Raw genomic sequence first — 22,978 nt, 5'->3', positions numbered from 1 at the left:
CCTGAAGCGGCTGTTTTCAGCCGTCGGCGGCTTTGGAATTTTGACGAATTTTGACGCGGAACCCGTCCGGCTCGCAGGAAGGGTTTGCATTTTGCGCGGGGATATGGTATAGTTTGGGTGTGTGAGCTTCCCCATCCGGAAAATTTCTCCGGTTTCGCAGGTCTTTAGCGGGTATGAAGCGGCACGGGCCGGGCACACTGTTTCATAGAAATTACAGGTGCCGCCACAAAAGAAAGCGCCTTTTGAAGAGAGGGTATCGACTTTGACAAAGTATATTGTACAGGGTGGTCATCCCCTGTTTGGTGAAGTAGAGATCAGCGGCGCCAAAAACGCCGCCGTTGCCATCATTCCCGCCGCTCTGCTGGTGGACGGGGTCTGCCGGATCGAAAATATCCCCCAGATCTCCGATGTGACGCTGTCCCTGAAGATTCTGGAGCATTTGGGTGCCGGCATCCGCGTCATCAACCGCCATACAGTGGAGATCGACGCCAGCCGCATCCGCTCCACCCGAACCTCCTATGAGTTGGCCCGGAAGATGCGGGCCTCCTATTATCTGATTGGTTCTCTCCTGGGCCGCTTCGGCCAGGCGGAGGTTGCCATGCCCGGCGGCTGCAACTTCGGGGTGCGCCCCATCGACCAACACGTGAAGGGCTTTACCGCGCTTGGCGCCAAGGTCATGGTGGAGGGCGGCTTCATCAACGCTTCCACGGAGACCGGCCGCCTCAAGGGCGCCAACATCTATTTGGATGTGGTCTCCGTGGGCGCTACCATGAATATCATGATGGCCGCCGTCCGGGCGGAAGGCAACACCGTCATCGAGAACGCTGCCAAGGAGCCCCATATCGTGGACCTGGCCAACTTCCTCAACTCGATGGGCGCCAACATCCGGGGTGCCGGCACGGACACCATTAAAATTCAGGGCGTGGACCGCCTGCGGGGCGGCAGCTACGCCATCATTCCCGACCAGATTGAGGCAGGCACCTATATGGCCGCCGTGGCTGCCACCGGCGGCCAGATCCTGGTGAAGAATATCATCCCCAAGCACATGGATTGCATCACCGCCAAGCTGGTGGAGATGGGCGTGGAGGTAGAGGAGCGGGAGGACACCCTTCTGGTCCGCCGCAGCGGCCCCTTGCAGAAGGCCAATGTGAAAACCATGCCCTATCCGGGCTTCCCCACAGATATGCAGCCCCAGATCACCACCGTCCTCTGCCTGGCGGAGGGCACTTCCCTGGTGACGGAGAGCGTCTGGAACAACCGCTACCGCTATGTGGATGAGCTCAAGCGCATGGGCGCCAGCATCCAGGTAGACGACAAGACCGCTGTGGTGGAGGGCGTGGACCATCTCACCGGTGCGCCCATCCAGGCCTGCGATCTGCGGGCCGGCGCGGCATTGGTGATCGCTGCCCTGGCTGCCAAGGGCGAGAGCGAGATCAGCTGCGTACAGTATATCGAGCGGGGCTATGAGGATATCGTCACCAAGCTCCAGGGCCTTGGCGCTTCCATCCGTACCGTGGAGGTCCCCGGTGAGTCCGAGGAGCTGGAGGCCCACATTGGCTGAAACGGGGTACAGGCTTCTCTAGGTTTCCCCCGCTGCCGCGGGGTTATACAATCAAGACATTTCCATAGATCGAGCGATTTTACGTCCGCGATGGAGGATGGCGACTTTCGTCGACGGCCTCCCTTGTGGACGTCTTACTTTTCACCGGAAGAGGTATGTTTTTTGACCACCGTACATACGCTGGCAAGCGGTTCCTCCGGGAACGCGCTGCTGCTCTCCTGCGGGGAGAGCTATATTCTGCTGGATGCGGGCATTTCCTGCCGCCGCATCACTGCCGCTTTGCGGGAGCTGGGCCTGGAGCTCGGAAGCCTCACGGCCATTCTCATCACGCACACCCACGCGGACCACATCTCCGGCCTGCAGACGCTGCTCAAGCGCTGCGCCGCCCCGGTTTTTACCACCGAGCGGGCCGCCCGGGAGCTGTCCTGGCGGCTGCCCGGCGCAGAGACACGGCTGGACGCGCTGGACTTCGGCATCCCCCAGTCTATCGGAGAGTTTGCCGTGACGGCATTTCCCACATCCCATGACGCTCCCGGTTCCTGTGGTTTCCGGCTGGACGCCGCCGGCGGCGCCGTCGGTGTCCTGACGGATACCGGCTACGTCACCGACGATGCTGCCGACATTCTGGAGGGCGTGGATCTGGCGGTGCTGGAGGCCAACCACGACATCGAGACCCTCCGCAGCGGGCCCTACCCCTACTATTTGAAACAGCGGATTCTGGGCGCACAAGGCCATCTCAGCAATGAGGATGCCGCCCGTTTTGCCGCCGTTCTGGCGCAGAGCGGCACATCAGAGATCATCCTGGCCCATCTGAGCCGGGAGAATAATACGCCCGCCATGGCGCAAACTGCCGTAGAACGGGCTCTCTCCGCCGCAGGTGTCTCGCCTCTGCTGTCTGTGGCTCCCAGGGACTGCCTGGGCCCAGCTCACACCGTGAGCAGGAGGTCCGTATGCAGAAGGTGACGATCCTGTGTGTCGGGAAGCTGAAGGAGAAATTTTATATAGACGCCGCGGCGGAGTACGTCAAGCGGCTGTCCCGCTTCTGTAAGCTGGAGCTGGTGGAACTGCCGGAGGAGCGGCTGCCGGAGGACCCCTCCCCCGCCCAGATCGAGGCGGCCCTTTTGAAGGAGGCTGCTGCCATCCGGGCCAAGCTCCCATCCGGCGCCGCCCTGATCGCTCTGTGCGTGGAGGGAGAGCCGCGGTCCAGCGAGGCGCTGGCCCGGCAGATGGCTGCCTGGGCCAGCCAGGGCGTGGGACATCTGGTGTTTCTCATCGGCGGGTCCTTTGGCCTGCACCCCTCCATCAAAGCAGAGGCCAGGCTGCGGCTCTCCATGTCTCCCATGACCTTCCCCCACCATCTGGCCCGGGTGATGGTGCTGGAACAGATCTACCGGGCGTATCAGATCAACGCAGGCACCAAATATCACAAGTAAAGGACGTGGAACTATGACAGAACCAGCAAAGGACTTCTGGGCCCGGGCGGACCGGGACCTGCTGGACCGCTGGCCGAAAGACGAGGCAGGCGCACCGGAACCCGCCGCCAAGCTGGACATCCAGTGGGAGCTAGACAGCCAGGCGGACATCACTGTGTCGTTTTTGGAAAGCTGCGGCATCCCCGCCTTCCAGAACGGGTCCCTGGGCAAGGTGCTGGGAGGCTTCGCCTCCCAGGGAGTAGAGATTTGGGTCCCCGCCTCCCAGCTGGAGGAGGCCCAGGCGCTGCTGGACACCCCCGCGGAAATCCCGGAGCAGGACTGATGTCCCGCCTCCGTTCTCAATTTACACAACAGGAGGTATCTCTCGCATGGATTTTATGAAGGAATATGAAAAGTGGCTGGCGAGTCCTGCCCTGTCCGACGCGGAGCGTGCGGAGCTGGAGAGCATCCGAAATGACCCCAAGGAGATTGAGAGCCGGTTCTACGGCCCGCTGGAGTTCGGCACCGCCGGCCTGCGGGGCATCATGGCCGTGGGCCTGCACAACATGAACATCCATGTGATCCGCTGGGCCACCCAGGGCTTTGCCCAGGTCATCTGCGCCGAGGGCGAGGAGGGCAAGCGCCGGGGCGTGGCCATCTGTATGGACTGCCGGAACCACTCCATGGAGTTCGCCCGGGCGGCGGCGGAGGTCTGCGCCGCCAACGGTATCCATGTCCGGATCTTTGAATCCCTCCGCCCCACGCCGGAGCTGAGCTTCGCCGTGCGGGAGTACCGCTGCCAGGCGGGCATCAACGTCACCGCCAGCCACAATCCGAAGGAGTACAATGGCTACAAGGTCTACTGGGAGGACGGCGCCCAGCTGCCCCCTCACCACGCCGACGCCATCGCCGCTGCTCTGGAACAGATCGACGTCTTCAATGGCATCCGGCGCATGGACTTCGACGAGGCGGTGAAGGCCGGCCTCATTGAGACCATGGGGGAGGAGACGGACCGAAAGTTTATGGCCAACGTCACTGCCATGATTAACGACAAGGAAACCGTGGCCAAGGTGGCGGACACCTTCAAGCTGGTGTACACTCCCTTCCACGGCTGCGGCTACAAGCTGGTGCCGGAGGCATTGCGGACCCTGGGCATCAAGCACCTGATCTGTGAGCCCAAGCAGATGGTGATCGACGGCGACTTCCCCACCGTGGTCTCCCCCAACCCGGAGAACCCGGAGGGCTTCTATCTGGCCATCGACCTGGCCCGGGAGAATGACGTGGACTTCATCCTGGGCACTGACCCGGACAGCGACCGGGTGGGCATCATGATCCGGGACCACAGCGGCGAGTACCGCCCCGTCACCGGAAATCAGACCGGCGTGTTGCTGCTGGACTACCTCATCGGCGCCATGCGCCGCTCCGGCAAAATGCCGGAGAAGCCCGTGGCCCTCAAGACCATCGTCACCACGGAGATGGCCCGGAAGGTGGCTGAGTCCAACGGCGTCACCTGCTACGACACCTTCACCGGCTTCAAGTTCATGGCGGAGAAGAAGAACGCCCTGGAGGCCGCCGGCGAAGGAAAGGTCATCTTCTCCTATGAGGAGAGCTACGGCTACATGCTGGGCGACTACGTCCGGGACAAGGACGCCGTCACCGCCTCCATGCTGCTGACGGAGATGGCCGCCTGGTACGCCGCCCAGGGCATGACGCTGTTCGACGCCCTGGAGAGGCTATACGAGAAGTACGGCCACTACGCCGAAAAGACCTACAACCTGGTGATGCCCGGCCTGGACGGTCTGAAGGATATGGCGCAGCTGATGAAGAATCTCCGGGAGAATCCCCCGGCGGAGATCTCCGGCGTGAAAGTCGTCACCCGGAAGGACTACACCGACGGGTCCGTGGTGGACTGCGCCACCGGCGCGAAGAGCGCCATGGAGCTCTCCGGCTCCAACGTGCTGCGGTTCGAGCTGGCGGACGGCACCACCATTCTGGTGCGGCCCTCCGGTACGGAGCCCAAGATCAAGGTGTATATTCTGACCCAGGGCGCGGATTCTGCCGCCTGTGACGCCAATCTGGAGAAGTACGGCCAGTGGGTCAAGACGCTGCAAAAATAAGACGTCCCTTCTTGGTATCCAAACAACGGCGCCCGTTCCTTTCGGAACGGGCGCCGCTTTTTGGGCTTTCAGAACCAGGCCGCCTGCTGGTCCCGGAACCGGGGCTCCGGGCCGTGGGCGTAGGGGTCGTAACGGCCCAGGTTGCAGCCGAACTCCTGGAGACGGGCGATCTGCCCCGTTGCCGTCCAGCGGACCAGGGTCATACCCTCGAACACCTCCCGGCGGCCGTCGTCCATCCGGTTGGCAAAGGTCCACTCCACCACCGTCTGGTCCCCCTTGTGGAAGAACTGGCGGATATCCCACCGCTCCACCGTGCCCCGGCGATTCCACTCGGTGAACCACCAGGCGATCTTGTCCGCGCCGTGGTACTCCGGGCCCCAGCTCTCGATGTACACCGCGTCCGGGGCGAAAAGGTCCCGGATGCCGGTGTCCCGCTTGGTAAGCCACATGTCGAACCATTGGCAGATGGCCGCTTCCCGCTGTTCCATCTGATTGCTCCTTTCCGCTGTATCTGCTCTTATCTATAAGCAAAATGAATTAGGATGCGAGGATGTTCTGAACCTCCGCCAGCAGAGCTTCCCCGTCGTGAATCGGATAGTCGTCCGCCGCGAATCGCCCCTGGCTGCCCACCAGGATGACGGATTCCCCATTGGCACCCAGGAGCGTGACAGTATCCGCTTCCAGAGGATATACCCCAATGGGATTCTTCCAGCGGAACCTGGAGGCCCCCCGCATTGTAGCCTCCAGGTCCGCCAGCTGCTCCGGCCGGAGCGACGCCGTCAAATCCCGTCCGTCCTGCCGGACCTCCAGCAGCTGGAAGCCCTCTCCCACTGCCGGGGCGGGTAGCAGGAAGAAATAGCCAGTCAGGGCTGCCACGGCGGCAACGCACAACAGCAGGAATCTCCACTTTCTTTTCACAGGCGCATCCCTCCCCTGTCACTGCTCCGGCAGCAGGGCCCAAAGCTGTTCCAGGAGTTCTTCGCCATTGATGAGGGGATACTGTCTGTCACCATCATAAATTACGGCGGTGTCCTCGTCCAGATAGATATGCCATAGCCCCTCACTGTCTCTCCCGTTGATCTCCACACTGCTCTCCGCGAGCCATGGAGAGCAGCCAACACGGTACCCCCCTCTTTCCGCGCCCAGCACCAGTCCCTTGATGGCGTCTAAAGTATCCTGATCGATCTGTTCCGTGATGTCCTCCAGTGTCTCCCCTGCTCTGATGAAGCTGATTTCAAAGTCCCCTCCCACCGCAGGGTAGTGCAGGACATACCGTGCGCAGATTCCCACAGTCATGGCCGCCACCGCTGCCACTACCACAACGCACGCCAGCAAAATTTTCCATTTTCTTTTCACAGGCGCATCCCTCCCCTGTCACGGCTCCGGCAGCAGGGCCCAGGCCTGTTTCAGCAGCCCTTCGCCGTCAATAATGGGGTAGCCGCCCCTTTGTCCGTCGCAGAGTACGCAAGCTTCGCCGTCCAGCTCAAAGAACCAGGGTCCATTGCTGTCGACGCCTATGATCTGCACCGTGTCCTCCCGCAGCTGCCTTGGAAAGACATTTCTGCGGTACCCCCTTCTCTCTGCTTGCCGAAGCAGGTCATTGAGGGCGTTACAGGTATTCTGGTCTATCTGACCGGTAATATTCTCCAGCGTCTCTCCCACATTGATATACTGGACTTCGTAGTCCTCCCCTACCGCGGGGCGGGGAAGGAGATACCACGCCGCAGCACATGCTACTGCCACTATCACAACACACGCCAACAAAATTTTCCATTTTCTTGTCACAGGCATATCCCTCCCCTGTCACGGTTCCGGCAGCAGAGTCCAAACCTGTTCCAGTAACTCTTCGCCGTTCAACAGTGGGTGCATTCCCAGGAAGTCTCCATAATCCACCAAATAGGTTTCTTCATCCAGATAGATATTGACCGGCCTTTCCCGCTCTATACCCAGAATCGTGACATGCCGCATCCCACTCCAGCCGTCATATCCCACGTGGTATCCCATGCGCTTTGCGTCCCGCAGCAGGTCACTGAGGGCCTCCAGGCCCACCTGGTCCGTGACATCGGCCACGTAATACTCCGATTCATAATACGCTTCCACATAGTGGATTTTGAAGTCCTCTCCCACCGCGGAACGGGGGACGAGGCACCAGGCGGCGATTCCAGCCAAAACCACCACGCACACCAGCAGGATCTTCCACTTCTTTTTCAAGAGAACCGCCCCTTCTCCGGCTCCATCATAAGGGGACCGCCCTAGACCTGTCAAGGCGGAACGCAGATTTTCCCAAGGTTATTCTTGACATATGTTCAAAACCGTATATAATGGACATATGTTCAAAACAAGGGAGGGACATCCATGCCGCGCAGTGCCAAATGCCGCCGGGTCTGCCAGATGCCGACCCACTGCCGCTTTTCCCCGGAACGGCCTGCCCACAGAGAGGCCGTGGAGCTGACGGTGGAGGAGTATGAGGCGCTGCGGCTGATGGACTACCTGGGCCTGAACCAGGAGGAGGCCGCCGCCCAGATGGGGGTGGCCCGGACCACAGTCCAGCGGATCTACGCCCAGGCCCGGCGGAAGCTGGCGGTCTTTCTGGTGGAGGGCCGTCCACTGCAGATCGGCGGCGGCAGCTACGCCCTCTGTCCCCAGGAAAGTTGCCGGGGCTGCGGCAGGCCCTGCGGCCGGTGTGCCTCCCAAGACGGAAAGGAAGCGTCCTCATGAAAATCGCAGTCACCTATGAAAACGGCCAGGTGTTCCAGCACTTTGGCCACACGGCACAGTTCAAGCTCTATGATGTGGAGAACGGCACCGTAGCCTCCTCCCAGGTGGTGGATACCAATGGCAGCGGACACGGGGCCCTGGCTGGCTTTTTGAAGGACCGTCAGGTGGATGCCCTGATCTGCGGCGGCATCGGCGGTGGGGCCCAGATGGCGTTGGCGGAGGCAGGTATCCGGCTGTACGCCGGCTGCCAGGGCGACGCGGACACCCGGGTGGCAGAACTGCTGGCAGGCACGCTGGTCAGCGCCGATGCAGCCACCTGCGACCATCACCACGGTGAGGAGCACACCTGCGGCGACCACGGCTGCGGCCACCACGAGAGCGGCCATACCTGCGGCCACTGCTGAGACCGGACCGGGAGGGCGAAACGCCCTCCCGGTTTTTGTGCAGCACCTTTTGGAAATATGGGATTCCCTTTCTGCATAGGATGGGAACAGCGGACTTTGACACTTCGCCGGAAAGGATGATCCCCTTGGAGCAATACATGGAACAGCATTATCCCTTCACCCTGCCGCCCCTGCCCTACGGCTATGACGCGCTGGCGCCGGAGCTGATCGAAAAAGTGCTGTATTTCCATCACGACAAGCACTTCGCCGCCTATGTGGACGCTCTGAACCAGCTGCTGGAGCGGACGCCCGCCTATCAGTCCTGGCCGCTTTGGAAGCTGTGCCTAAACTGGGAGGAACTGCCGGATGGCCTGCGACAGGGCGTTCGGAACAACGCCGGAGGCGTCTTTAATCATGACCTGTATTTCCGCACCCTCCACCCCCTGCCGGTCTCCGCCCCGGACACGGCGCTGGAGGGCGCTGTGGTACGGGACTTCGGCGGCATGGCAGGTTTGAAGGAGGCCATGCGCAAGGCGGCCCTGGGGCAATTCGGCTCCGGCTGGGCCTGGCTATCCGCAGACGGCGAGGGGCACCTGGCTGTCCAAAAGACCGCAAACCAGGACACACCGCTGCCCCTGATCCCCTTGCTGTGTTGCGACGTATGGGAGCACGCCTACTATCTCCAATACCAGAATCGCCGGGCGGACTACTTCGAAGCCTGGTGGCGACTGGTGGACTGGCCTGAGGTCTCCCGGCTCTATACCGGCTGCCTGGCCTGCCGTCCGCCCCGGCCCTGATGGAAGATTCCAGAGGCGGCGGCAATCGCCGCCGCTTTTGGAAAACTCCAGAAAATAGGCGTTGACAACTGCTTCCTTTTCCGTTATGATAATATGTCGAATGAAGACGCAGAGGAAGGAGCGTACCCATGAATTTCTTGCTGACCGGCGGGGCTGTTTTCCGGGATGGAACTTTCCAGAATGTGGATGTTGCCATTTCCAAAGGCCGTATTGTTTCCGTTTCTCCCTCCCTTTCCCAGGAAGGTTTTTCCGTAATTGAATGTCAGGATCAAGTCATTGTTCCAGGTTTCGTTGATGTACATGTTCATCTTCGGGAGCCTGGATTTTCTTATAAGGAAACCATCGCCTCCGGCACGGCGGCGGCCGCCGCAGGAGGCTACACGGCGGTGTGCGCCATGCCCAACCTGAATCCGGTGCCGGACTCCCTGGAGCACCTGTGGCCGGAGCTGGACGCCATCGCCCGGGACGGCCGGGTGCGGGTGTATCCCTATGGGGCCATCACCCGGGGCGAAAAAGGCGCGGAGCTGGCGGACATGCCGGCTATGGAGCCCTTTGTCTGCGGCTTCTCCGACGACGGGAAAGGCGTCCAGTCCGCCGACCAGATGCGCGATGCCATGGAACTCGCAAAACAGCTGGACAAGCCCATCACTGCCCACTGTGAGGACGAGTCCCTGCTGACTCCCGGCTGGTGCATCCACGACGGGGAGTGGGCGAAGCGGAACGGCTTCCCCGGCAACGCCCCTGAGAGCGAGTGGAAACAGGTGGAGCGGGATCTGGAGCTGGTGCGGGAGACCGGCTGCCGGTACCACGTGTGCCATGTCTCCACCAAGGAGAGCGTGGCCCTCATCCGCAAGGCCAAGGCGGAGGGGCTGCCGGTATCCTGCGAGACCGGGCCCCACTACCTGATCCTCTGCGACGAGGATCTGATGGATGACGGCCGGTTCAAGATGAATCCCCCCATCCGCTCCGCCGCGGACCGGGATGCTTTGATCGAAGGGCTGCTGGACGGCACCATCGACTGCATCGCCACGGACCACGCCCCCCACAGCGCGGAGGAGAAGTCTAGGGGACTCCGCAGCCTCAACGGCATCGTGGGGTTGGAGTGTGCCTTCCCGGTGCTGTATACGGAGCTGGTGGAGCCGGGCATCGTCCCCTTCGCCACGCTGCTGAACGCCCTGTGCGTCAATCCCCGGCGGCTGTTCCGCCTGCCCGGCGGAAAGATCGAGGCGGGAGAGATCGCGGATCTGACCGTGCTGGATCTGAACCGGCCCCATGCCATCAACAGCGGTGCCTTCTTCTCCCGGGGCCGCTCCACGCCCTTTGACGGCTGGACCGTCACCGCCGGAGTGGACAAGACCATCTGCAACGGGAATCTGGTGTACACCGCCAGCTCCCGCAACATCAATAAGACCCCCATTCCCTCCTGTCAGGAGGACTACCTATGAAACAATCCCTCTTTACCATGGAACACGCCCGGCAGCTGACCGCCGACACCTATGAGCTGGTGCTGTCCGGCGACACCTCCGCCATCACGGCGCCGGGGCAGTTCGTGAACATCCAGCTGCCCGGCAAATTCCTCCGGCGGCCTATCTCCATCTGCAACTGGACGAAGGACGCCCTGCTGCTCCTGGTCCGGGTGGTGGGCGAAGGCACCCATGACTTAGTGCGGTGCGTCCCCGGCACAGAGCTGGATGTGCTGTCGGGTCTCGGCAACGGCTTTGATCTGGCAAAGGGCGGGGCCCACCCCATCCTGCTGGGCGGCGGCATCGGCATCGCGCCCCTGTACGGCCTGGCCCAGCGGATGCTGGAGGCGGGCATCGCCCCCACAGTGGGACTGGGATTCCGCTCCGGCGGAGACGCCTTTTACCTGGAGGAATTCGGCAAGCTGGGCTGCCGCCTGATGGTGGCCACGGAGGACGGCAGCTTGGGCACAAAGGGATTTGTTACGGATCTGGCCCGTCACGTGCCGGAGTGCGGCTACGCCTTCGTCTGCGGCCCCACCCCCATGCTGAAGGCCGTCCACGGCCTGCCCCAGCTCACCGGCGGGCAGTTCAGCTTCGAGGCCCGGATGGGCTGCGGCTTCGGCGCCTGCATGGGCTGCTCCGTGCCCACGGGAAACGGCTACAAGCGGGTGTGCAAGGACGGTCCCATTCTGTACAAGGAGGAAATCGTATGGTAAGCCTGTCTGTCCGCCTTGCAGGGGTGGAGCTGAAAAATCCCGTAATCCCCGCCTCCGGCACCTTCGGCTATGGCCGGGAGTACGCAGAGCTGTATGACCTGGACCTCCTGGGCAGCTTCTCCTGGAAGGGCACTACCGCACAGAGCCGTCCGGGCAACCCTCAGCCCCGGATCGCGGAGACCGCCTCCGGGATGCTGAACGCCGTGGGCCTCCAGAACCCCGGCATCGACGCGGTGATCGCGGAGGAGGTGCCCAACATTGCAAAGATCTTTCATGGGCCGGTGATCGCCAACGTGGGGGGCTTCTCTCTTCAGGAGTACGCTGAGAACTGCGCCAAGCTCAACGACGTGGAGCAGGTGTCCATTCTGGAAGTGAACATCTCCTGTCCCAACGTCCACGCCGGCGGCAGGAACTTTGGCTCCGATCCAAAAGCTGCGGCGGAGGTGACTAGGGCCGTGAAGGCTGTCACCCGGAAGCCGGTCTTCATGAAGCTCTCCCCCAACGTCACGGACATCGCGGAGATCGCAAGGGCCTGCGCTGACGCGGGAGCCGACGGCATCTGCCTCATCAACACCCTGTTGGGGATGCGGATCGACCTGAAAGCGAAAAAGCCCCTCATCGCCAACCGCACCGGCGGACTGTCCGGCCCCGCGGTGTTCCCGGTGGCGGTGCGGATGGTGTGGGACGTGTACGAGGCGGTGCAGCTGCCCATCATCGGCTGCGGCGGCGTCTCCTCTGCGGAGGACGTGTGTGAGATGATGCTGGCGGGGGCCAGCGCCGTGGAGATCGGCGCCGCCAACCTGCGGGATCCCTATGCCTGCAAGAAGATCATCGAAGCCCTGCCGGGCGTGTGCGAAAGGCTGGGCGTGGAGCGTATCGCGGACCTGACCGGCGCGGCGCACGGCTGAACGCTGTCACCGAGAAATTTACAGAAAGGACTGTTTGAATATGAGCGCAAAAGACGTCATCATCGCCCTGGACTTCCCCACCCGTGAGGAGACCCTCTCCTTCCTGGACCAGTTCCCCGCCGGGGAGAAGCCCTTTGTGAAGATCGGCATGGAGCTGTTCTATGCCGAGGGCCCCCAGGTGGTCCGGGACATCAAGGCCCGGGGCCACAAGATCTTCCTGGACCTGAAGCTCCACGACATCCCCAACACCGTGAAGCGGGCCATGGCGGTCCTCTCCCGACTGGATGTGGATATGGTGAACCTCCACGCCGCCGGGACCTCTGAGATGATGCGGGCCGCCCTGGAGGGCCTGACTCGTCCCGACGGCACCCGCCCCCTGCTGATTGCCGTCACCCAGCTGACCTCCACCGACGCCGCCGCCCTGAAAAACGAGCTGCTGATCGACACCCCCATGGCAGAGACGGTGCTCTCCTACGCCAAGAACGCCGCCGCCAGCGGCCTGGACGGCGTGGTCTGCTCTCCTTTGGAGGCGGCTCTGGTGAAGGAGCGGTGCGGCGCGGACTTCCTGACCGTCACCCCCGGCATCCGGTTCGCGGACAGTGCCGCCGGCGACCAGAAGCGGATCATGACTCCGGAGAAGGCGGGCAAGTCTGGCTGCGACTACATCGTGGTGGGCCGTCCCATCACCCAGGCGGAGGACCCGGTGTCCGCTTATCGGAGAGCGGTCAAGGACTTTTGGGGCTGAGCAGAACGGGGGCACGTCTGCATGAAATTTGATTTGATGGAACTTGCCCTTGTCATTGCTGTCTTTTTCATGGTACTGGCATTCGGAGTAATCTGGATCAAAGCCCTGCCATTCGGTTATACCGAGTCGGCGCTATTGTACCTTGCAGCCATTGTGGCCGCAAGTGCTTTCTGGGTCGGCCGAAAGCACTGACCATCTTCGCACATTTGGATAAGGAGGATTTTTCCATGAACTTCGAACGTGAAATCGCCCACGATCTGCTGAGCATCGGCGCGGTGTTCCTGCGGCCGGACGAGCCCTTCACCTGGGCCAGCGGCATCAAGAGCCCCATCTACTGCGACAACCGCCTGACCCTCACCGCTCCCGCCGTCCGCACGGCCGTGGAGAAGGGCTTGGTGGAGCTGATCCGCACCCATTATCCGGATGTGGAGGTGCTGATGGGCACGTCCACCGCCGGCATCGCTCACGCGGCCATCGTGGGCCACCTGATGGACCTGCCCATGGGCTACGTCCGCTCTGGCAACAAGGACCACGGCCGCCAGAACCGCATCGAGGGCAGGCTGGAGAAGGGCCAGAAGGTCGTTGTGGTGGAGGACCTGATCTCCACCGCCGGCAGCTGCATTGAAGTTGTGGAGGCGCTGCGGGAGGCGGGTGCCGAGGTTCTCGGCGTCGCATCCATCTTCACTTACGGGCTCCAAAAGGGCCTGGACCGGCTGGCCGCCGCGAATGTCGTCAACCACTCCCTCTCCAACTTCGATGCCGTCTGCGAGGCGGCCGCTGAGGAGGGGAAGATCAAGCCGGAGGACATTGAGCGGCTGAAGAGGTTCCGGGCCAACCCATCCGACGAATCCTGGATCACGTCGAAATAAATTCCGCTTATTCCGCTTCCGGCGGATGCGAAAGCTCCATCCGCTCCATTCATTTCTCTTTTTCCCACCGAACCCGCTCCGCTGGGCTTCGGCGGGGGCCCGGTTGACCAATTCCGCTCCGCTTCCGGCTTTGCCGGGAGCTATTCCCTGCCGCCCGAGGAGCGGCTCCCTCCCACCACACCCCTGAAAGGAGTTCATCATGCCCAGAAATCTTATCGACATCACCGACCTCTCCGTGGAGGAGATCAATCAGCTGATCGCCACCGCGGAGGACATTATCGCCAACCCGGTTAAGTACCAGGACGCCTGTGCCCACAAGCAGCTGGCAACGCTCTTCTTCGAGCCCTCCACCCGGACCCGGCTCTCCTTTGAGTCCGCCATGCTGGCCCTGGGCGGCAGCACCCTGGGCTTTTCTGAGGCCAGCTCCAGCTCCACCGCCAAGGGCGAGACCGTGGGTGACACCATCCACACCGTCAGCTGCTACGCCGACATCATCGCCATGCGCCATCCCAAGGAGGGTGCTCCCTACGCCGCCTCCCAGTTCAGTGAGGTACCTATCATCAATGCCGGCGACGGCGGCCACAACCATCCCACCCAGACGCTCACCGACCTGCTGACCATCCACCGGGAGAAGGGGCGGCTGAACAACTTCACCATCGGCTTCTGCGGCGACCTGAAATTCGGCCGCACCGTCCACTCCCTGGTGAACGCCCTGAGCCGGTACGATCACATCAACTTCGTGCTGATCTCCCCCACCGAGCTGAAGCTGCCCCGGTATATGAAGGAGGAGGCTCTGAAGAAGAAGGGCATCCCCTACACCCAGACCACGGATCTGGAGTCCGTCATCCCCCAGCTGGACATTCTCTACATGACCCGTGTCCAGAAGGAGCGGTTCTTCAATGAGGAGGACTACCTGCGCTTGAAGGACAGCTACATCCTGACACCGGAGAAGCTGGAGAACGCCAAGGCGGACCTGTCCATCCTCCACCCCCTGCCCCGTGTCAACGAGATCACTGTGGCGGTGGACAAGGATCCCCGGGCCGCCTACTGGAGACAGGTGAAGAACGGCAAGTACATCCGCATGGCACTGATCCTGAAGCTGCTGGGCATTCAGGTGTGAGAAGGAGGCATTGACGCTATGAACATCGACAGCATCCAAAACGGCGTGGTCCTGGACCACATCCAGGCTGGCAAGAGCATGGACATCTACCGCTACCTCCATCTGGACCAGCTGGACTGCTCCGTGGCCATCATCAAGAATGTCCGCAGCGGCCGGATGGGCAAGAAGGACATCATCAAGATCGACTCCCCCATGGAGGTAGATCTGGATGTGCTGGGCTATATCGACCCCAACATCACCGTCAACATCATCCGCAACGGCGTGCGGGTGGAAAAGAAGCATCTGGAGCTTCCGAAAAAGCTGGTGAATGTCATCCACTGCAAAAACCCCCGCTGCATCACCGTAGCAGAGCCCCAGCTGGACGCCATATTCCTGCTGAGCGATCCCGCCACTCACACCTATCGCTGCGCCTACTGTGAGACCGCGAAGGACAGGAAGTTCTGATCTTTTCCATGACGGCGCGCGGTCTCCAGGCTGCGCCGGAGGCCGGCGTCCCCCGCTCCCGAGGAGCCTGATTCCGCAATTCTGCATTGCAGGAAAGTTTTCCTGCAATGCAGAACTTTTTTTGCATTTTTCCTTGCCTTTTACAGAAAGAACCCTTATACTGCCTTCCGGACAACAAGCAACTGGAGGTACCTGATATGAAGCGTTTTCTCGGAAGCACTTGCGGCAGCTATCTTGCGGTGTCGGGTCTGGCCTGTCTGATGGGCGTCAGCTATGAGCTGTTTGTCTTTCCCAACGCCTTCGCCCCGGCGGGCATCAACGGCCTGGCCACCATGCTGCAATACCTGCTGCACGTCAATATCGGCTACCTCTCCCTGCTCATCAACCTGCCGCTGGTCCTGCTGGCCTGGAAAAAAGTCGACCGGGACTTCGCCCGCAAAACACTGGTGTTCGTGCTGGTGTTCTCCGCCGTCACGCTGGTGCTGGGCCAGATGGACCTAAGCGCCATCGCCTATGACTCCGGCTCCTCCGCCATCCTGGGGCCTGTGGCGGCCGGTGTGGTCAGCGGCGCTGTGTACGGCTGGGTGATCCGGCAGAACGGCTCCACCGGCGGAACGGACATCGTAGCCGCCTGGGTGCGGAAAAAGCACCCGGAGGCCAGCCTGGTCTGGCTGATCTTCAGCCTCAATGCCGCGGTGGCGGTGTTGTCCTTCTTCGTCTACGGCTGCCAGTTCGAGCCGGTGATCCTGTGCCTGATCTACTGCTATCTCAGCTCCAGCATCAGCGACACCATTTTGAAGGGCGGCAAATCCGCCATGAAATTCGAGGTGGTCACCCGGCAGCCGGAGGAACTCTCCCGGCAGCTCATGCAGCAGTTGCGCCACGGTGTCACTGTGCTCCAGGCGGAGGGAATGTACTCGGAGACTCCCCGTTCCCTGCTGATCTGCGTGGTGAACCGCCATCAGGTGGTTCGGTTCCAGGAGATTCTGGCCCGCTTCCCGGATACCTTCGCCTGCGTCTCCAGTGTCAATGAGACCTGGGGGAATTTCAAACACGTGGCATAGAAAAACCGGCGGAGGCCGTACAGCCTCCGCCGATTTTTCAGGTTTTTACTCCGCCGCCCGCTCCAGCCGGTCCAAGGGGAACGGCGGTGCGGCCAGAGGCTTCACCGCCAAGCTCATCAGCAGCATGGGGTTGTCATCCGCCGCCACCCGGTTGGAATGGAGCACGCCGCAGATCTTGCAGCGGTGGATGATGGCCCACTCGCCGCCCTTGCGGACCCAGACGGCCACCGGCTCCATGGTGCCGCCGCAGTTGGCGGCCCGGTCCCCCGGCTCGTCATCCAGATGGACGCTGGCAAGGCAGTTGGGGCAGTGGTTGCGGTGCTGGGTTCCGGCAGCCTGAGGCCCTACCGGCCAGCCGCAGACCCGGCAGGTGAATACATCCCGGCAGGGATCCTGCCGGTAGTCCAGGCGGCGCCGTTTCGGTTTTTGCAGGATTCGCTGGGACATTGGAAATTCCTCCTTGGTGTTGTCTTACTGCCCTCAGCATACCCTGCCGCAGGCCGGTCCCGCAACCGTCAACTCGGTTCAGAAATAAGAAAGCGCCATGCGGGAGTCCGCATGGCGCTTGTGTTCTTATTCATTTCTCAGGCGGGCGATGATCTTCCAAATGCTCTTCGGCGCCAGAAAGTAGGCTTCCGCCAGCTGGTCCACAGAGGTCCCCTCCCGATAGCGCCGATAGATCTCCTGATTTCGGGCCAGGGTCTCCGCCTTGCGGCCATTGGCCGCGCCCCAGGGTTTGCGGCTGGTCTCCCGCCGGGGGATGTACAGATACTCCCCGTCGATATACGCCTGGACCTGGGCCAGCAGGTCCGGCGGCAGCACGTCGGCTGCTTTCATATAGCGCATGATGCTCCTCCAAAGCTCTTGTGATTTGGAATGAGCAGAGGCTATATGCCAAATCTCTTTGTTTGACGCGATAGCCTCTGCTATGCGTCAAACGCCGAAACACAATGATTCAATTGCAACTGGATTCCCTCATTTCCCTGACCGCTGCAGCCGGTTTTTTCAGTGGCAGGAATTTTTTTCTGCCGCTGTCACTATACCATAGTTCTCCGGGGCAGTCAACATAAAGACGTTATATAGCAAAAGAGAAAGGGGCCATATGGCCCCTTTCTCTTTTGCCATTCTTATGAATTCAATTTTTTGATACTTCTATTGATAACTATGACTCCAACAAGCAATACTAACGAGTATACCTCTGTCCCTAAAAAATCAATCGTAGCACTTGTGTATGCGGCTCTAGTAGCTCCTTTTATAAAGAGCCTCGCAAAAAATACGCCAAGCATTATTCCACCGAAATGGAATTTAGCAGAAACTTCCTGGTACCTCTTGCTATACACAATATAAATTGTTTCAACATAGCATCCTATTGTCAAAGATAGAGACGAAAAAGAATAAATTTTTAAAAATAGAATATCATTTTGAGTCTTTACAGGTATATCAAACATCTCCTGTAAGAAACTGTCTGGAAAAATAGAAATATAAGCTCTTTCAAAAAATAGAGTAGCTATAAATAAAATCTGGCATAAAACTGGTAACAATATCTCAATTGTTAAATACCATCTGCTCGCAGAACTGGCCGTTTTTCTGAGCATCCTCATCACATATCATAGTGCTCAAACACATCACTCAGATCCGAAGTGAATGTATAGTCTCCTTCCCCAGTCATAGTGATATAAGGATAATCTTCCCATGCCAAGTAAACACTTGAAGGCAAATCATATTCTGTATCGAGCGTATTAACTATTAAAACATTCCAGCCGCTAGCTTCAATTTCATCAATTAAATTCTTCGAAATGTGACCTGAAATATCAATCAAATCAGCCAAGAAGCCAAAATCTCCCATGGCACTACCAATCACATCTCCAAGAAGATCCCCAATGTTTATGTAATCACCAGAGTGGCGAATAAGCCATTCTTTTGCAGCATCACCTGTCAAACCAATTTTAGCAACTGCTAAGTCAGAATAGCCTTCAACACCAATCGGTTGCGTTCCGTAGACAAGGCCGCCATTGGGGGCATAATATCTTCTGGTACTTGAATTGTTCGCAGGCATGGGAATGCCATATTTCATCATAATCGATTGAGCCACATCAGGATAAATAATCCTCTCATATACGGGTAGCAGGCTTTCTGCCCCTTGCATTTTTAGCTGATCATAAATGTTTTCACGCACCGTGTCCATTCTTTGCTCAATTTCTCTCTGAAGATCATCTTCTGAAAGCGTGACTTTTGATGCGGCCATTGTAGGAATCGACATACAAAGCATCAAAATCATAGATAGAACTACACAGCAAGTCTTTTTCATGTCATTATTCCTCCCCTTTTTTGTCCAGCCAAATTGACATTTTATTAATATGTTGTATCTTTTATCAGTACGTCACATACCCAGAAACACTAATGCTATAAGAAGAATTATTCCTGATCACAAGCGTATAGTTCCCTTTTTCGTTTACCCTTATCGTTTCATCGAAACTACCGTCCGTCGTATTGACCGGATGGAACAGGCCATCCGGAGCCAGCAGGCCAAAATCAACACTTGCAGACTGGGGCGTGTATACTGCATTGATTGCCACGGTCTCTCCAGCCACCAGCGGAAAACTGGTTGCTGCTTTTACAGTGGTTTCTCCTGGGATTTCCATACTAAACTGCCCAGTCGCTCTTGTGACAGAAAACGTTTTGTGAGAATTTACCTCAGCCGCACATACAGAGGCCGGTAAACAGCTGACCATTACCGCAAGTGTCAGTAGGGCACACATGATCCTTTTGATTTTCAATCTCTCACCTCCTCTCCCCCTGATCTCACAAGCTAAAATTAAAATCACTTCCAGTCGCAGGCATCACCTCACCAGGTATCTCTTCTAAGTCAAGAGTCTTTTGGTTCCCTTCAAACAAAGCAGCTATAAGAGCTATGCAACACGCCAGCACCAGGGCCCCTATAATAATCAACACAAGTACTTTTTTTCGTTTCTCTTTTATATTACTCTTGGATTCTTCTACTACTTCTGCTGAAGTCATTCCACTAAAAGAAAGGTCTTTGCTGTCATCCAGCAAATACTCCAGCGGGACGTTATAGAGCCTGCTCAGAGATTGCAGATTTTCTATTGATGGCCTGGACGTCCCTGTTTCCCATTTTGTTACGGCCTGCCGGGACACATCCAGCTTTTCCGATACCTCCGCCTGGGACAGCCCTTCTCTTTTTCGCAAACAGGCCAATTTTTTCTCTAGGGTCATTGTTTACATCTCCAAATCTATCCCAGCAAGAAATGAAAGTAAACCGCCCGCGGCTTACTTTCCGGCAACCAACGGTTGCCAACTGGGTTTTTATCCTTTTTTTGAGGTTTCCATGCCCCGGAATGTCCGCTCACGCTGCGCCGCTGCACATATCACGTTGGACTTTCAAGGGGGGCCGGGCAACACCAAACAGGGGGATGCCGCCTCCTTTTCAGCCCAGTAGTTGGTCTTGCGCACAGAACCGACATCCCACCCCGCTTGGAAATCGGCCCTATGGTATCATCTCCGGCAGGGGCTGTCAAGCCTGCGGTCCCGGGCAAAAAAGCAGCCGCAGAGCGTTGCTCTGCGGCTGTTTCATTTGGTTTTACAGGCCCCGCCACTCCTCCGGCCGGAGGCGGCTCAGGTCGTGCTCCGCCGCATCGATGGTGCGGAGCATGGCCTCCTTGTCCTGGTTCAGCGTGCCCTTCAGCACCAGGTAGTTGCTGGCGTGATTCATCCGGAACACGCTGCCGGGGCTGTCCAGATGCTCCATCAGCAGCCGGGTTTCCTCCAGCACCTGGGGCTGGGTCAGCAGTTGGAAGCTGCCGTCCCGCACCCAGTCGTAAAGGGGCGTCTCCGGCTCCACCATCAGCGTCAGCATCCCGATATACTCCGGGTTCATGGCGTTGAAGGCCTCTGCCGTCTCGATGGCGTGGCGCTCCAGCAGCTCCGGGCCGCCCAGGCCCGTGATGGCGGTGACGGACAGCGCCATGCCGCACCGGCGGACCTTCCGGCCCATCTCCACGATCTCGGCGGACATGTGGCCCTTGCGCATCCGCTTCAAAACGTCGTCGCACCCGGACTCCAGTCCCATGTAGACCATGGTCAGGCCCTTGTCCCGCAGCGTCCGCAGCTCCTCCTCCGTCCGGATACGGATGGAGGCAGGGGACGCGTAGCTGGTGACCCGCTCACACTCTGGGAACAGCTCCCGAATGGTGTCCAGGACGGTGTAAAGCTCATTCGCTTTCCGGACTAATGCGTCGCCATCTGCCAGAAACACCCGGTCCACCCGGCGGTACACGCCCCGGGCGATGCGGAAGTCCTCCAGCACCTCCTCCAGGGGACGAATGGCGAAGTGCTTCTCCTTATACATGCTGCAGAAGGCGCAGGTGTTGTGGCTGCACCCGTAGGTCACCTGGACGATGAGGCTGTACGCCTCAGAGGGCGGACGGTAAACGCTTCCCTTGTATCTCATACGCCCAGCTTCTCCAGGGCCGCCATCTTCAGGCAGACGCACAGCACGGCGATGGCCTGCTCCAGCTCCTCAACAGGGGGCAGGGAAGGCGCGATGCGGATATTGCTGTCCTGGGGATCCTTGCCATAGGGGAAGGTGGCGCCTGCGCCGGTCATGGTGACGCCCGCCTCCTTGCACAGGGCCAGCGTCCGCTTGGCGGTGCCGGGCATGGCGTTCAGAGAGACGAAGTAGCCGCCCTTGGGCCGCCGCCAGGAGGCGATCTCCAGCGGCGCGATCTCCCGGTCCAGCGCGTCCACCACACAGCGGAACTTGGGGCCCATGATGGCGGCGTGCTTCTTCATCAGCTCCAGGGTGTGGGCCTTGTCCTTGAGATAGAGCACATGGCGCTGCTGGTTCACCTTGTCGAAGCTGATGACCTGAACGGTGAGGAGCTTTTCCATGTAAGCCATGTTGGCCTCGGAGCAGGCAAAGCAGGAGATGCCGGCGCCGGGCAGGGTCACCTTGGAGGTGGAGGCGAACTCGAACACCATGTCGGCGTTGCCGTATTTTTCACACTCCGCCAGGATGTCCGGGAACTCCACATAGTCCCCCTCGAACTCATGGATACAGTAGGCATTGTCCCACATCAGCAGGAAGTCCGGGGCGGCGGGCTTCATAGAGGCGATGCGCCGGATGGTCTCGGCGGAGTAGATGATGCCGTCGGGGTTGGAGTACTTGGGCACGTTCCACATGCCCTTGACCGCCGGGTCCTGGATGGCCTTCTCCACCGCGTCCATGTCCGGTCCCTCGTCCGTCATGGGGATGGTGACGAGCTCAAAGCCAAAGGACTCCGTCACCTTGAAATGCCGGTCATAGCCGGGGGCGGGGCACAGGAACTTCACCACGGGCTCCCTGCACCAGGGGCGCTCGCTGTGGAGCAGGCCATGGGTATAGGCCTTGGAGATGGTATCGTACATCAGCTGCAGGCTGGCGTTGCCGCCCACGAACACCTGCTCCGGCCGGCAGCCCAGGATCTCCGCGAACAGCCGCTTGGCGGCGGGCAGCCCACTGAGTTCGCCGTAGTTACGCACGTCGACGCCGTCGGACACGTAGTCTTCCGGCTTCTGCATCAGGCTGAAAATATCGCTGACCAGATCCAGCTGCGCCTTACCGGGCTTGCCCCGGGCCATGTTCAGATTCAGTCCCCGGGCCTTCAGCTCCTCGTACTCCCGGGTCACCTCGGCGTATTCCGCCTTCCGCTCCTCGGCGGTCATCTTGGGATAAGCAGTCATTACAGCGCTTCCTTTCTGTTGAAAAATCTTTACAAATCCAATTCAGTATATCGTTTTTTCAACAAACTTGCAACCCCATTTCTCCTGGGCGCAAACACGAAAAGGGCCCCGCCGAAATGGGCGGGGACCCTGTTCCGCTTTCCTCAGCAGCCGCCGCAGCCGATGCAGCTCTCTGCGCAGGTGATGGTGGGGTCGCAGGTAGAAATGGTCGTGCCGTAGCGGACCGGGATGGAGACACAGACCTTCTGGGTCATAGTCACGGTGCACATGGTTCCGTCTGCATTGGTGGCGCAGGTGATGGTGGGATTGCCCTGACAGGTGACGGTGGGGCTGCCCATGACTGCGGTGGGGGACAGGATCACGGAGGCAGTCACATCCACACACTGGGTACTGACCTTGTTGCAGCCGTTCAGGGGGCAGGATTCTTCGGACTGATATGGTAAAATGGGCTCATGCTCATAGGCTTCATTGATACGCAAAGGAATTCCCTCGTTTCATGGAAATTATATCCGGCGTTTCCGCCCTGGATACAACCCATCTTATGCGCGGCAACGCCTGACTGCGCCTGTCAGCTCTGCTGAAATTCCGCAAGGGTCCGCCGCAGGAAGTTCTTGGTCTCCGGTCCGCAGAAGGCGGCGTCCACCGCCGCCTCCTGGCAGGCCAGCAGTTCCTCACGGCTCATATAGGCGAATTCTGCGGCCCGGCGCAGCTCCTCCGTCAGGGTCAGCCCGCCCAGGAAGGTAGGATCGTCCCGGCTCAGGGTCACCACCGCCCCTGCATCCAGCAGACGCCGCAGGGGATGATCCTCCCGCCGCCGGTACAGCAGTGTCAGGTTGGAGGTCAGGCAGATGTTCAGCGGCACCCGCTCCCGCACCAGCCGGGCCGTCAAATCCGCGTCCTCTGCCGCCCGGACGCCGTGGTC

The 22,978-nt window shown here is 59.8% G+C and carries 31 protein-coding genes and 1 pseudogene; 17 read left to right on the top strand and 15 right to left on the bottom strand.

Annotated elements, in window-relative coordinates:
- Window positions 1–262 precede the first annotated feature (262 nt).
- The 5 genes from HMPREF1546_RS09950 to HMPREF1546_RS09930 all read left to right on the top strand — a co-directional run bounded on the left by HMPREF1546_RS09950 (window position 263) and on the right by HMPREF1546_RS09930 (window position 5,090).
- Window positions 263–1,561 (top strand): UDP-N-acetylglucosamine 1-carboxyvinyltransferase, encoded by a 1,299-nt coding sequence (locus HMPREF1546_RS09950; protein WP_036629797.1) that lies wholly within the window; start codon window positions 263–265, stop codon window positions 1,559–1,561.
- A 162-nt stretch (window positions 1,562–1,723) separates the two neighbouring features.
- Window positions 1,724–2,524, top strand: a complete 801-nt coding sequence (locus tag HMPREF1546_RS09945) for an MBL fold metallo-hydrolase (RefSeq protein ID WP_036629796.1) — start codon at window positions 1,724–1,726, stop codon at window positions 2,522–2,524.
- The gene (gene rlmH / locus HMPREF1546_RS09940; RefSeq protein ID WP_021748402.1) at window positions 2,512–2,994 is read left to right on the top strand and encodes a 23S rRNA (pseudouridine(1915)-N(3))-methyltransferase RlmH; all 483 of its coding nucleotides are present in this window, start codon (window positions 2,512–2,514) and stop codon (window positions 2,992–2,994) included. The genes HMPREF1546_RS09945 and rlmH overlap by 13 nt, the downstream gene beginning before the upstream one ends.
- A 13-nt stretch (window positions 2,995–3,007) precedes the next feature.
- Window positions 3,008–3,316, top strand: a complete 309-nt coding sequence (locus HMPREF1546_RS09935) for a DUF2007 domain-containing protein (protein ID WP_021748401.1) — start codon at window positions 3,008–3,010, stop codon at window positions 3,314–3,316.
- A gap of 46 nt (window positions 3,317–3,362) precedes the next feature.
- Entirely contained in the window at window positions 3,363–5,090 is a 1,728-nt protein-coding gene (locus HMPREF1546_RS09930) for a phospho-sugar mutase (protein WP_021748400.1), read from the top strand.
- A gap of 68 nt (window positions 5,091–5,158) precedes the next feature.
- On the opposite strand, the gene HMPREF1546_RS09925 is transcribed toward HMPREF1546_RS09930, so the two are convergent.
- The 5 genes from HMPREF1546_RS09925 to HMPREF1546_RS09905 are packed head-to-tail and all read right to left on the bottom strand — an operon-like array spanning window position 5,159 to window position 7,301.
- A complete protein-coding gene (locus HMPREF1546_RS09925) occupies window positions 5,159–5,578 on the bottom strand; it encodes a nuclear transport factor 2 family protein (protein WP_021748399.1) in 420 nt (139 codons plus the stop codon).
- 49 nt (window positions 5,579–5,627) lie between these two features.
- Window positions 5,628–6,008, bottom strand: coding sequence for a hypothetical protein (locus HMPREF1546_RS09920; protein WP_021748398.1), 381 nt, complete (start codon window positions 6,006–6,008; stop codon window positions 5,628–5,630).
- A gap of 18 nt (window positions 6,009–6,026) precedes the next feature.
- Entirely contained in the window at window positions 6,027–6,446 is a 420-nt protein-coding gene (locus HMPREF1546_RS09915; protein WP_021748397.1) for a hypothetical protein, read from the bottom strand.
- 18 nt (window positions 6,447–6,464) lie between these two features.
- The gene (locus HMPREF1546_RS09910; protein WP_147629921.1) at window positions 6,465–6,875 is read right to left on the bottom strand and encodes a hypothetical protein; all 411 of its coding nucleotides are present in this window, start codon (window positions 6,873–6,875) and stop codon (window positions 6,465–6,467) included.
- 18 nt (window positions 6,876–6,893) lie between these two features.
- On the bottom strand, window positions 6,894–7,301 hold the full coding sequence (locus HMPREF1546_RS09905) for a hypothetical protein (protein ID WP_021748395.1): 408 nt from the start codon (window positions 7,299–7,301) through the stop codon (window positions 6,894–6,896).
- A 144-nt stretch (window positions 7,302–7,445) separates the two neighbouring features.
- On the opposite strand from HMPREF1546_RS09905, the gene HMPREF1546_RS19635 reads away from it, so the two are divergent.
- From HMPREF1546_RS19635 to HMPREF1546_RS09850, 12 genes are all read left to right on the top strand, one after another.
- Window positions 7,446–7,808 (top strand): DUF134 domain-containing protein, encoded by a 363-nt coding sequence (locus HMPREF1546_RS19635; protein ID WP_036629794.1) that lies wholly within the window; start codon window positions 7,446–7,448, stop codon window positions 7,806–7,808.
- Window positions 7,805–8,212 (top strand): NifB/NifX family molybdenum-iron cluster-binding protein, encoded by a 408-nt coding sequence (locus HMPREF1546_RS19630; RefSeq protein WP_021748393.1) that lies wholly within the window; start codon window positions 7,805–7,807, stop codon window positions 8,210–8,212. Before HMPREF1546_RS19635 ends, HMPREF1546_RS19630 begins: the two co-directional genes overlap by 4 nt.
- Before the next feature lie 137 nt (window positions 8,213–8,349).
- Window positions 8,350–8,988, top strand: a complete 639-nt coding sequence (locus HMPREF1546_RS09890; RefSeq protein WP_025544036.1) for a superoxide dismutase — start codon at window positions 8,350–8,352, stop codon at window positions 8,986–8,988.
- A 128-nt stretch (window positions 8,989–9,116) separates the two neighbouring features.
- Window positions 9,117–10,433, top strand: a complete 1,317-nt coding sequence (locus HMPREF1546_RS09885) for a dihydroorotase (RefSeq protein ID WP_021748391.1) — start codon at window positions 9,117–9,119, stop codon at window positions 10,431–10,433.
- Window positions 10,430–11,167, top strand: coding sequence for a dihydroorotate dehydrogenase electron transfer subunit (locus HMPREF1546_RS09880; protein ID WP_021748390.1), 738 nt, complete (start codon window positions 10,430–10,432; stop codon window positions 11,165–11,167). Before HMPREF1546_RS09885 ends, HMPREF1546_RS09880 begins: the two co-directional genes overlap by 4 nt.
- Complete coding sequence (locus HMPREF1546_RS09875; protein ID WP_021748389.1) at window positions 11,161–12,075, top strand: dihydroorotate dehydrogenase; 915 nt, start codon at window positions 11,161–11,163, stop codon at window positions 12,073–12,075. The genes HMPREF1546_RS09880 and HMPREF1546_RS09875 overlap by 7 nt, the downstream gene beginning before the upstream one ends.
- A gap of 40 nt (window positions 12,076–12,115) precedes the next feature.
- On the top strand, window positions 12,116–12,820 hold the full coding sequence (gene pyrF / locus HMPREF1546_RS09870) for an orotidine-5'-phosphate decarboxylase (protein ID WP_021748388.1): 705 nt from the start codon (window positions 12,116–12,118) through the stop codon (window positions 12,818–12,820).
- A gap of 21 nt (window positions 12,821–12,841) precedes the next feature.
- Window positions 12,842–13,012 (top strand): hypothetical protein, encoded by a 171-nt coding sequence (locus tag HMPREF1546_RS18855; RefSeq protein WP_021748387.1) that lies wholly within the window; start codon window positions 12,842–12,844, stop codon window positions 13,010–13,012.
- Window positions 13,013–13,047: 35 nt separating this feature from the next.
- Complete coding sequence (pyrE, locus tag HMPREF1546_RS09865; protein WP_036629792.1) at window positions 13,048–13,689, top strand: orotate phosphoribosyltransferase; 642 nt, start codon at window positions 13,048–13,050, stop codon at window positions 13,687–13,689.
- A gap of 199 nt (window positions 13,690–13,888) precedes the next feature.
- Window positions 13,889–14,809, top strand: coding sequence for an aspartate carbamoyltransferase (pyrB, locus tag HMPREF1546_RS09860; protein WP_021748384.1), 921 nt, complete (start codon window positions 13,889–13,891; stop codon window positions 14,807–14,809).
- 18 nt (window positions 14,810–14,827) lie between these two features.
- The gene (locus HMPREF1546_RS09855; protein ID WP_021748383.1) at window positions 14,828–15,253 is read left to right on the top strand and encodes an aspartate carbamoyltransferase regulatory subunit; all 426 of its coding nucleotides are present in this window, start codon (window positions 14,828–14,830) and stop codon (window positions 15,251–15,253) included.
- Window positions 15,254–15,450: 197 nt separating this feature from the next.
- Window positions 15,451–16,317 carry a YitT family protein gene (locus HMPREF1546_RS09850; protein WP_036629790.1) on the top strand — a complete coding sequence of 289 codons (867 nt, stop codon included), beginning with the start codon at window positions 15,451–15,453 and terminating at the stop codon, window positions 16,315–16,317.
- A gap of 45 nt (window positions 16,318–16,362) precedes the next feature.
- Here the strand turns inward: HMPREF1546_RS09850 and HMPREF1546_RS09845 are convergent, their stop codons facing one another.
- The 10 genes and pseudogenes from HMPREF1546_RS09845 to HMPREF1546_RS09805 all read right to left on the bottom strand — a co-directional run.
- Entirely contained in the window at window positions 16,363–16,764 is a 402-nt protein-coding gene (locus tag HMPREF1546_RS09845; RefSeq protein ID WP_021748381.1) for an RNHCP domain-containing protein, read from the bottom strand.
- Window positions 16,765–16,890: 126 nt separating this feature from the next.
- Window positions 16,891–17,163 (bottom strand): CD3324 family protein, encoded by a 273-nt coding sequence (locus HMPREF1546_RS09840; protein ID WP_021748380.1) that lies wholly within the window; start codon window positions 17,161–17,163, stop codon window positions 16,891–16,893.
- Between the two features lie 281 nt (window positions 17,164–17,444).
- Window positions 17,445–17,918: a hypothetical protein gene (locus tag HMPREF1546_RS18850; protein ID WP_021751900.1), complete on the bottom strand. Its 474-nt coding sequence runs from the start codon at window positions 17,916–17,918 to the stop codon at window positions 17,445–17,447.
- Window positions 17,918–18,625: a hypothetical protein gene (locus HMPREF1546_RS09835; RefSeq protein ID WP_036629787.1), complete on the bottom strand. Its 708-nt coding sequence runs from the start codon at window positions 18,623–18,625 to the stop codon at window positions 17,918–17,920. Before HMPREF1546_RS09835 ends, HMPREF1546_RS18850 begins: the two co-directional genes overlap by 1 nt.
- A 64-nt stretch (window positions 18,626–18,689) precedes the next feature.
- Window positions 18,690–19,094 (bottom strand): hypothetical protein, encoded by a 405-nt coding sequence (locus HMPREF1546_RS09830; RefSeq protein ID WP_051320006.1) that lies wholly within the window; start codon window positions 19,092–19,094, stop codon window positions 18,690–18,692.
- Window positions 19,095–19,119: 25 nt separating this feature from the next.
- A complete protein-coding gene (locus HMPREF1546_RS09825) occupies window positions 19,120–19,551 on the bottom strand; it encodes a helix-turn-helix transcriptional regulator (protein ID WP_021748376.1) in 432 nt (143 codons plus the stop codon).
- Window positions 19,552–19,915: 364 nt separating this feature from the next.
- Window positions 19,916–20,785: a radical SAM protein gene (locus HMPREF1546_RS09820; RefSeq protein ID WP_021748375.1), complete on the bottom strand. Its 870-nt coding sequence runs from the start codon at window positions 20,783–20,785 to the stop codon at window positions 19,916–19,918.
- Window positions 20,782–22,056: an aminotransferase class I/II-fold pyridoxal phosphate-dependent enzyme gene (locus HMPREF1546_RS09815; RefSeq protein ID WP_021748374.1), complete on the bottom strand. Its 1,275-nt coding sequence runs from the start codon at window positions 22,054–22,056 to the stop codon at window positions 20,782–20,784. The genes HMPREF1546_RS09820 and HMPREF1546_RS09815 overlap by 4 nt, the downstream gene beginning before the upstream one ends.
- A gap of 143 nt (window positions 22,057–22,199) precedes the next feature.
- Window positions 22,200–22,535 carry a hypothetical protein gene (locus HMPREF1546_RS09810; protein ID WP_021751899.1) on the bottom strand — a complete coding sequence of 112 codons (336 nt, stop codon included), beginning with the start codon at window positions 22,533–22,535 and terminating at the stop codon, window positions 22,200–22,202.
- 89 nt (window positions 22,536–22,624) lie between these two features.
- Window positions 22,625–22,978, bottom strand: a pseudogene (locus HMPREF1546_RS09805) (adenosine deaminase); the annotation flags it as partial.

The organism is Oscillibacter sp. KLE 1745 (genome assembly GCF_000469445.2).
Lineage (GTDB): Bacteria > Bacillota > Clostridia > Oscillospirales > Oscillospiraceae > Oscillibacter > Oscillibacter welbionis.
Note: the sequence above shows the minus strand (reverse complement) of the source record. Positions and strands in the feature narration are given on the sequence as shown.

What these genes read in the sequence shown, in the direction of transcription:
- HMPREF1546_RS09840 (WP_021748380.1), bottom strand. Translation starts at nt 17,163, where the DNA reads ATGCGCTATATGAAAGCAGCCGACGTGCTGCCGCCGGACCTGCTGGCC.
- HMPREF1546_RS09835 (WP_036629787.1), bottom strand. Translation starts at nt 18,625, where the DNA reads ATGAAAAAGACTTGCTGTGTAGTTCTATCTATGATTTTGATGCTTTGT.
- HMPREF1546_RS18850 (WP_021751900.1), bottom strand. Translation starts at nt 17,918, where the DNA reads ATGAGGATGCTCAGAAAAACGGCCAGTTCTGCGAGCAGATGGTATTTA.
- HMPREF1546_RS09880 (WP_021748390.1), top strand. Translation starts at nt 10,430, where the DNA reads ATGAAACAATCCCTCTTTACCATGGAACACGCCCGGCAGCTGACCGCC.
- HMPREF1546_RS09845 (WP_021748381.1), bottom strand. Translation starts at nt 16,764, where the DNA reads ATGTCCCAGCGAATCCTGCAAAAACCGAAACGGCGCCGCCTGGACTAC.
- HMPREF1546_RS09935 (WP_021748401.1), top strand. Translation starts at nt 3,008, where the DNA reads ATGACAGAACCAGCAAAGGACTTCTGGGCCCGGGCGGACCGGGACCTG.
- HMPREF1546_RS09930 (WP_021748400.1), top strand. Translation starts at nt 3,363, where the DNA reads ATGGATTTTATGAAGGAATATGAAAAGTGGCTGGCGAGTCCTGCCCTG.
- HMPREF1546_RS19630 (WP_021748393.1), top strand. Translation starts at nt 7,805, where the DNA reads ATGAAAATCGCAGTCACCTATGAAAACGGCCAGGTGTTCCAGCACTTT.
- HMPREF1546_RS09885 (WP_021748391.1), top strand. Translation starts at nt 9,117, where the DNA reads ATGAATTTCTTGCTGACCGGCGGGGCTGTTTTCCGGGATGGAACTTTC.
- HMPREF1546_RS09855 (WP_021748383.1), top strand. Translation starts at nt 14,828, where the DNA reads ATGAACATCGACAGCATCCAAAACGGCGTGGTCCTGGACCACATCCAG.
- HMPREF1546_RS09925 (WP_021748399.1), bottom strand. Translation starts at nt 5,578, where the DNA reads ATGGAACAGCGGGAAGCGGCCATCTGCCAATGGTTCGACATGTGGCTT.
- HMPREF1546_RS18855 (WP_021748387.1), top strand. Translation starts at nt 12,842, where the DNA reads ATGAAATTTGATTTGATGGAACTTGCCCTTGTCATTGCTGTCTTTTTC.
- HMPREF1546_RS09890 (WP_025544036.1), top strand. Translation starts at nt 8,350, where the DNA reads ATGGAACAGCATTATCCCTTCACCCTGCCGCCCCTGCCCTACGGCTAT.
- HMPREF1546_RS09825 (WP_021748376.1), bottom strand. Translation starts at nt 19,551, where the DNA reads ATGACCCTAGAGAAAAAATTGGCCTGTTTGCGAAAAAGAGAAGGGCTG.
- rlmH (WP_021748402.1), top strand. Translation starts at nt 2,512, where the DNA reads ATGCAGAAGGTGACGATCCTGTGTGTCGGGAAGCTGAAGGAGAAATTT.
- pyrE (WP_036629792.1), top strand. Translation starts at nt 13,048, where the DNA reads ATGAACTTCGAACGTGAAATCGCCCACGATCTGCTGAGCATCGGCGCG.
- HMPREF1546_RS09820 (WP_021748375.1), bottom strand. Translation starts at nt 20,785, where the DNA reads ATGAGATACAAGGGAAGCGTTTACCGTCCGCCCTCTGAGGCGTACAGC.
- HMPREF1546_RS19635 (WP_036629794.1), top strand. Translation starts at nt 7,446, where the DNA reads ATGCCGCGCAGTGCCAAATGCCGCCGGGTCTGCCAGATGCCGACCCAC.
- pyrB (WP_021748384.1), top strand. Translation starts at nt 13,889, where the DNA reads ATGCCCAGAAATCTTATCGACATCACCGACCTCTCCGTGGAGGAGATC.
- pyrF (WP_021748388.1), top strand. Translation starts at nt 12,116, where the DNA reads ATGAGCGCAAAAGACGTCATCATCGCCCTGGACTTCCCCACCCGTGAG.
- HMPREF1546_RS09850 (WP_036629790.1), top strand. Translation starts at nt 15,451, where the DNA reads ATGAAGCGTTTTCTCGGAAGCACTTGCGGCAGCTATCTTGCGGTGTCG.
- HMPREF1546_RS09815 (WP_021748374.1), bottom strand. Translation starts at nt 22,056, where the DNA reads ATGACTGCTTATCCCAAGATGACCGCCGAGGAGCGGAAGGCGGAATAC.
- HMPREF1546_RS09875 (WP_021748389.1), top strand. Translation starts at nt 11,161, where the DNA reads ATGGTAAGCCTGTCTGTCCGCCTTGCAGGGGTGGAGCTGAAAAATCCC.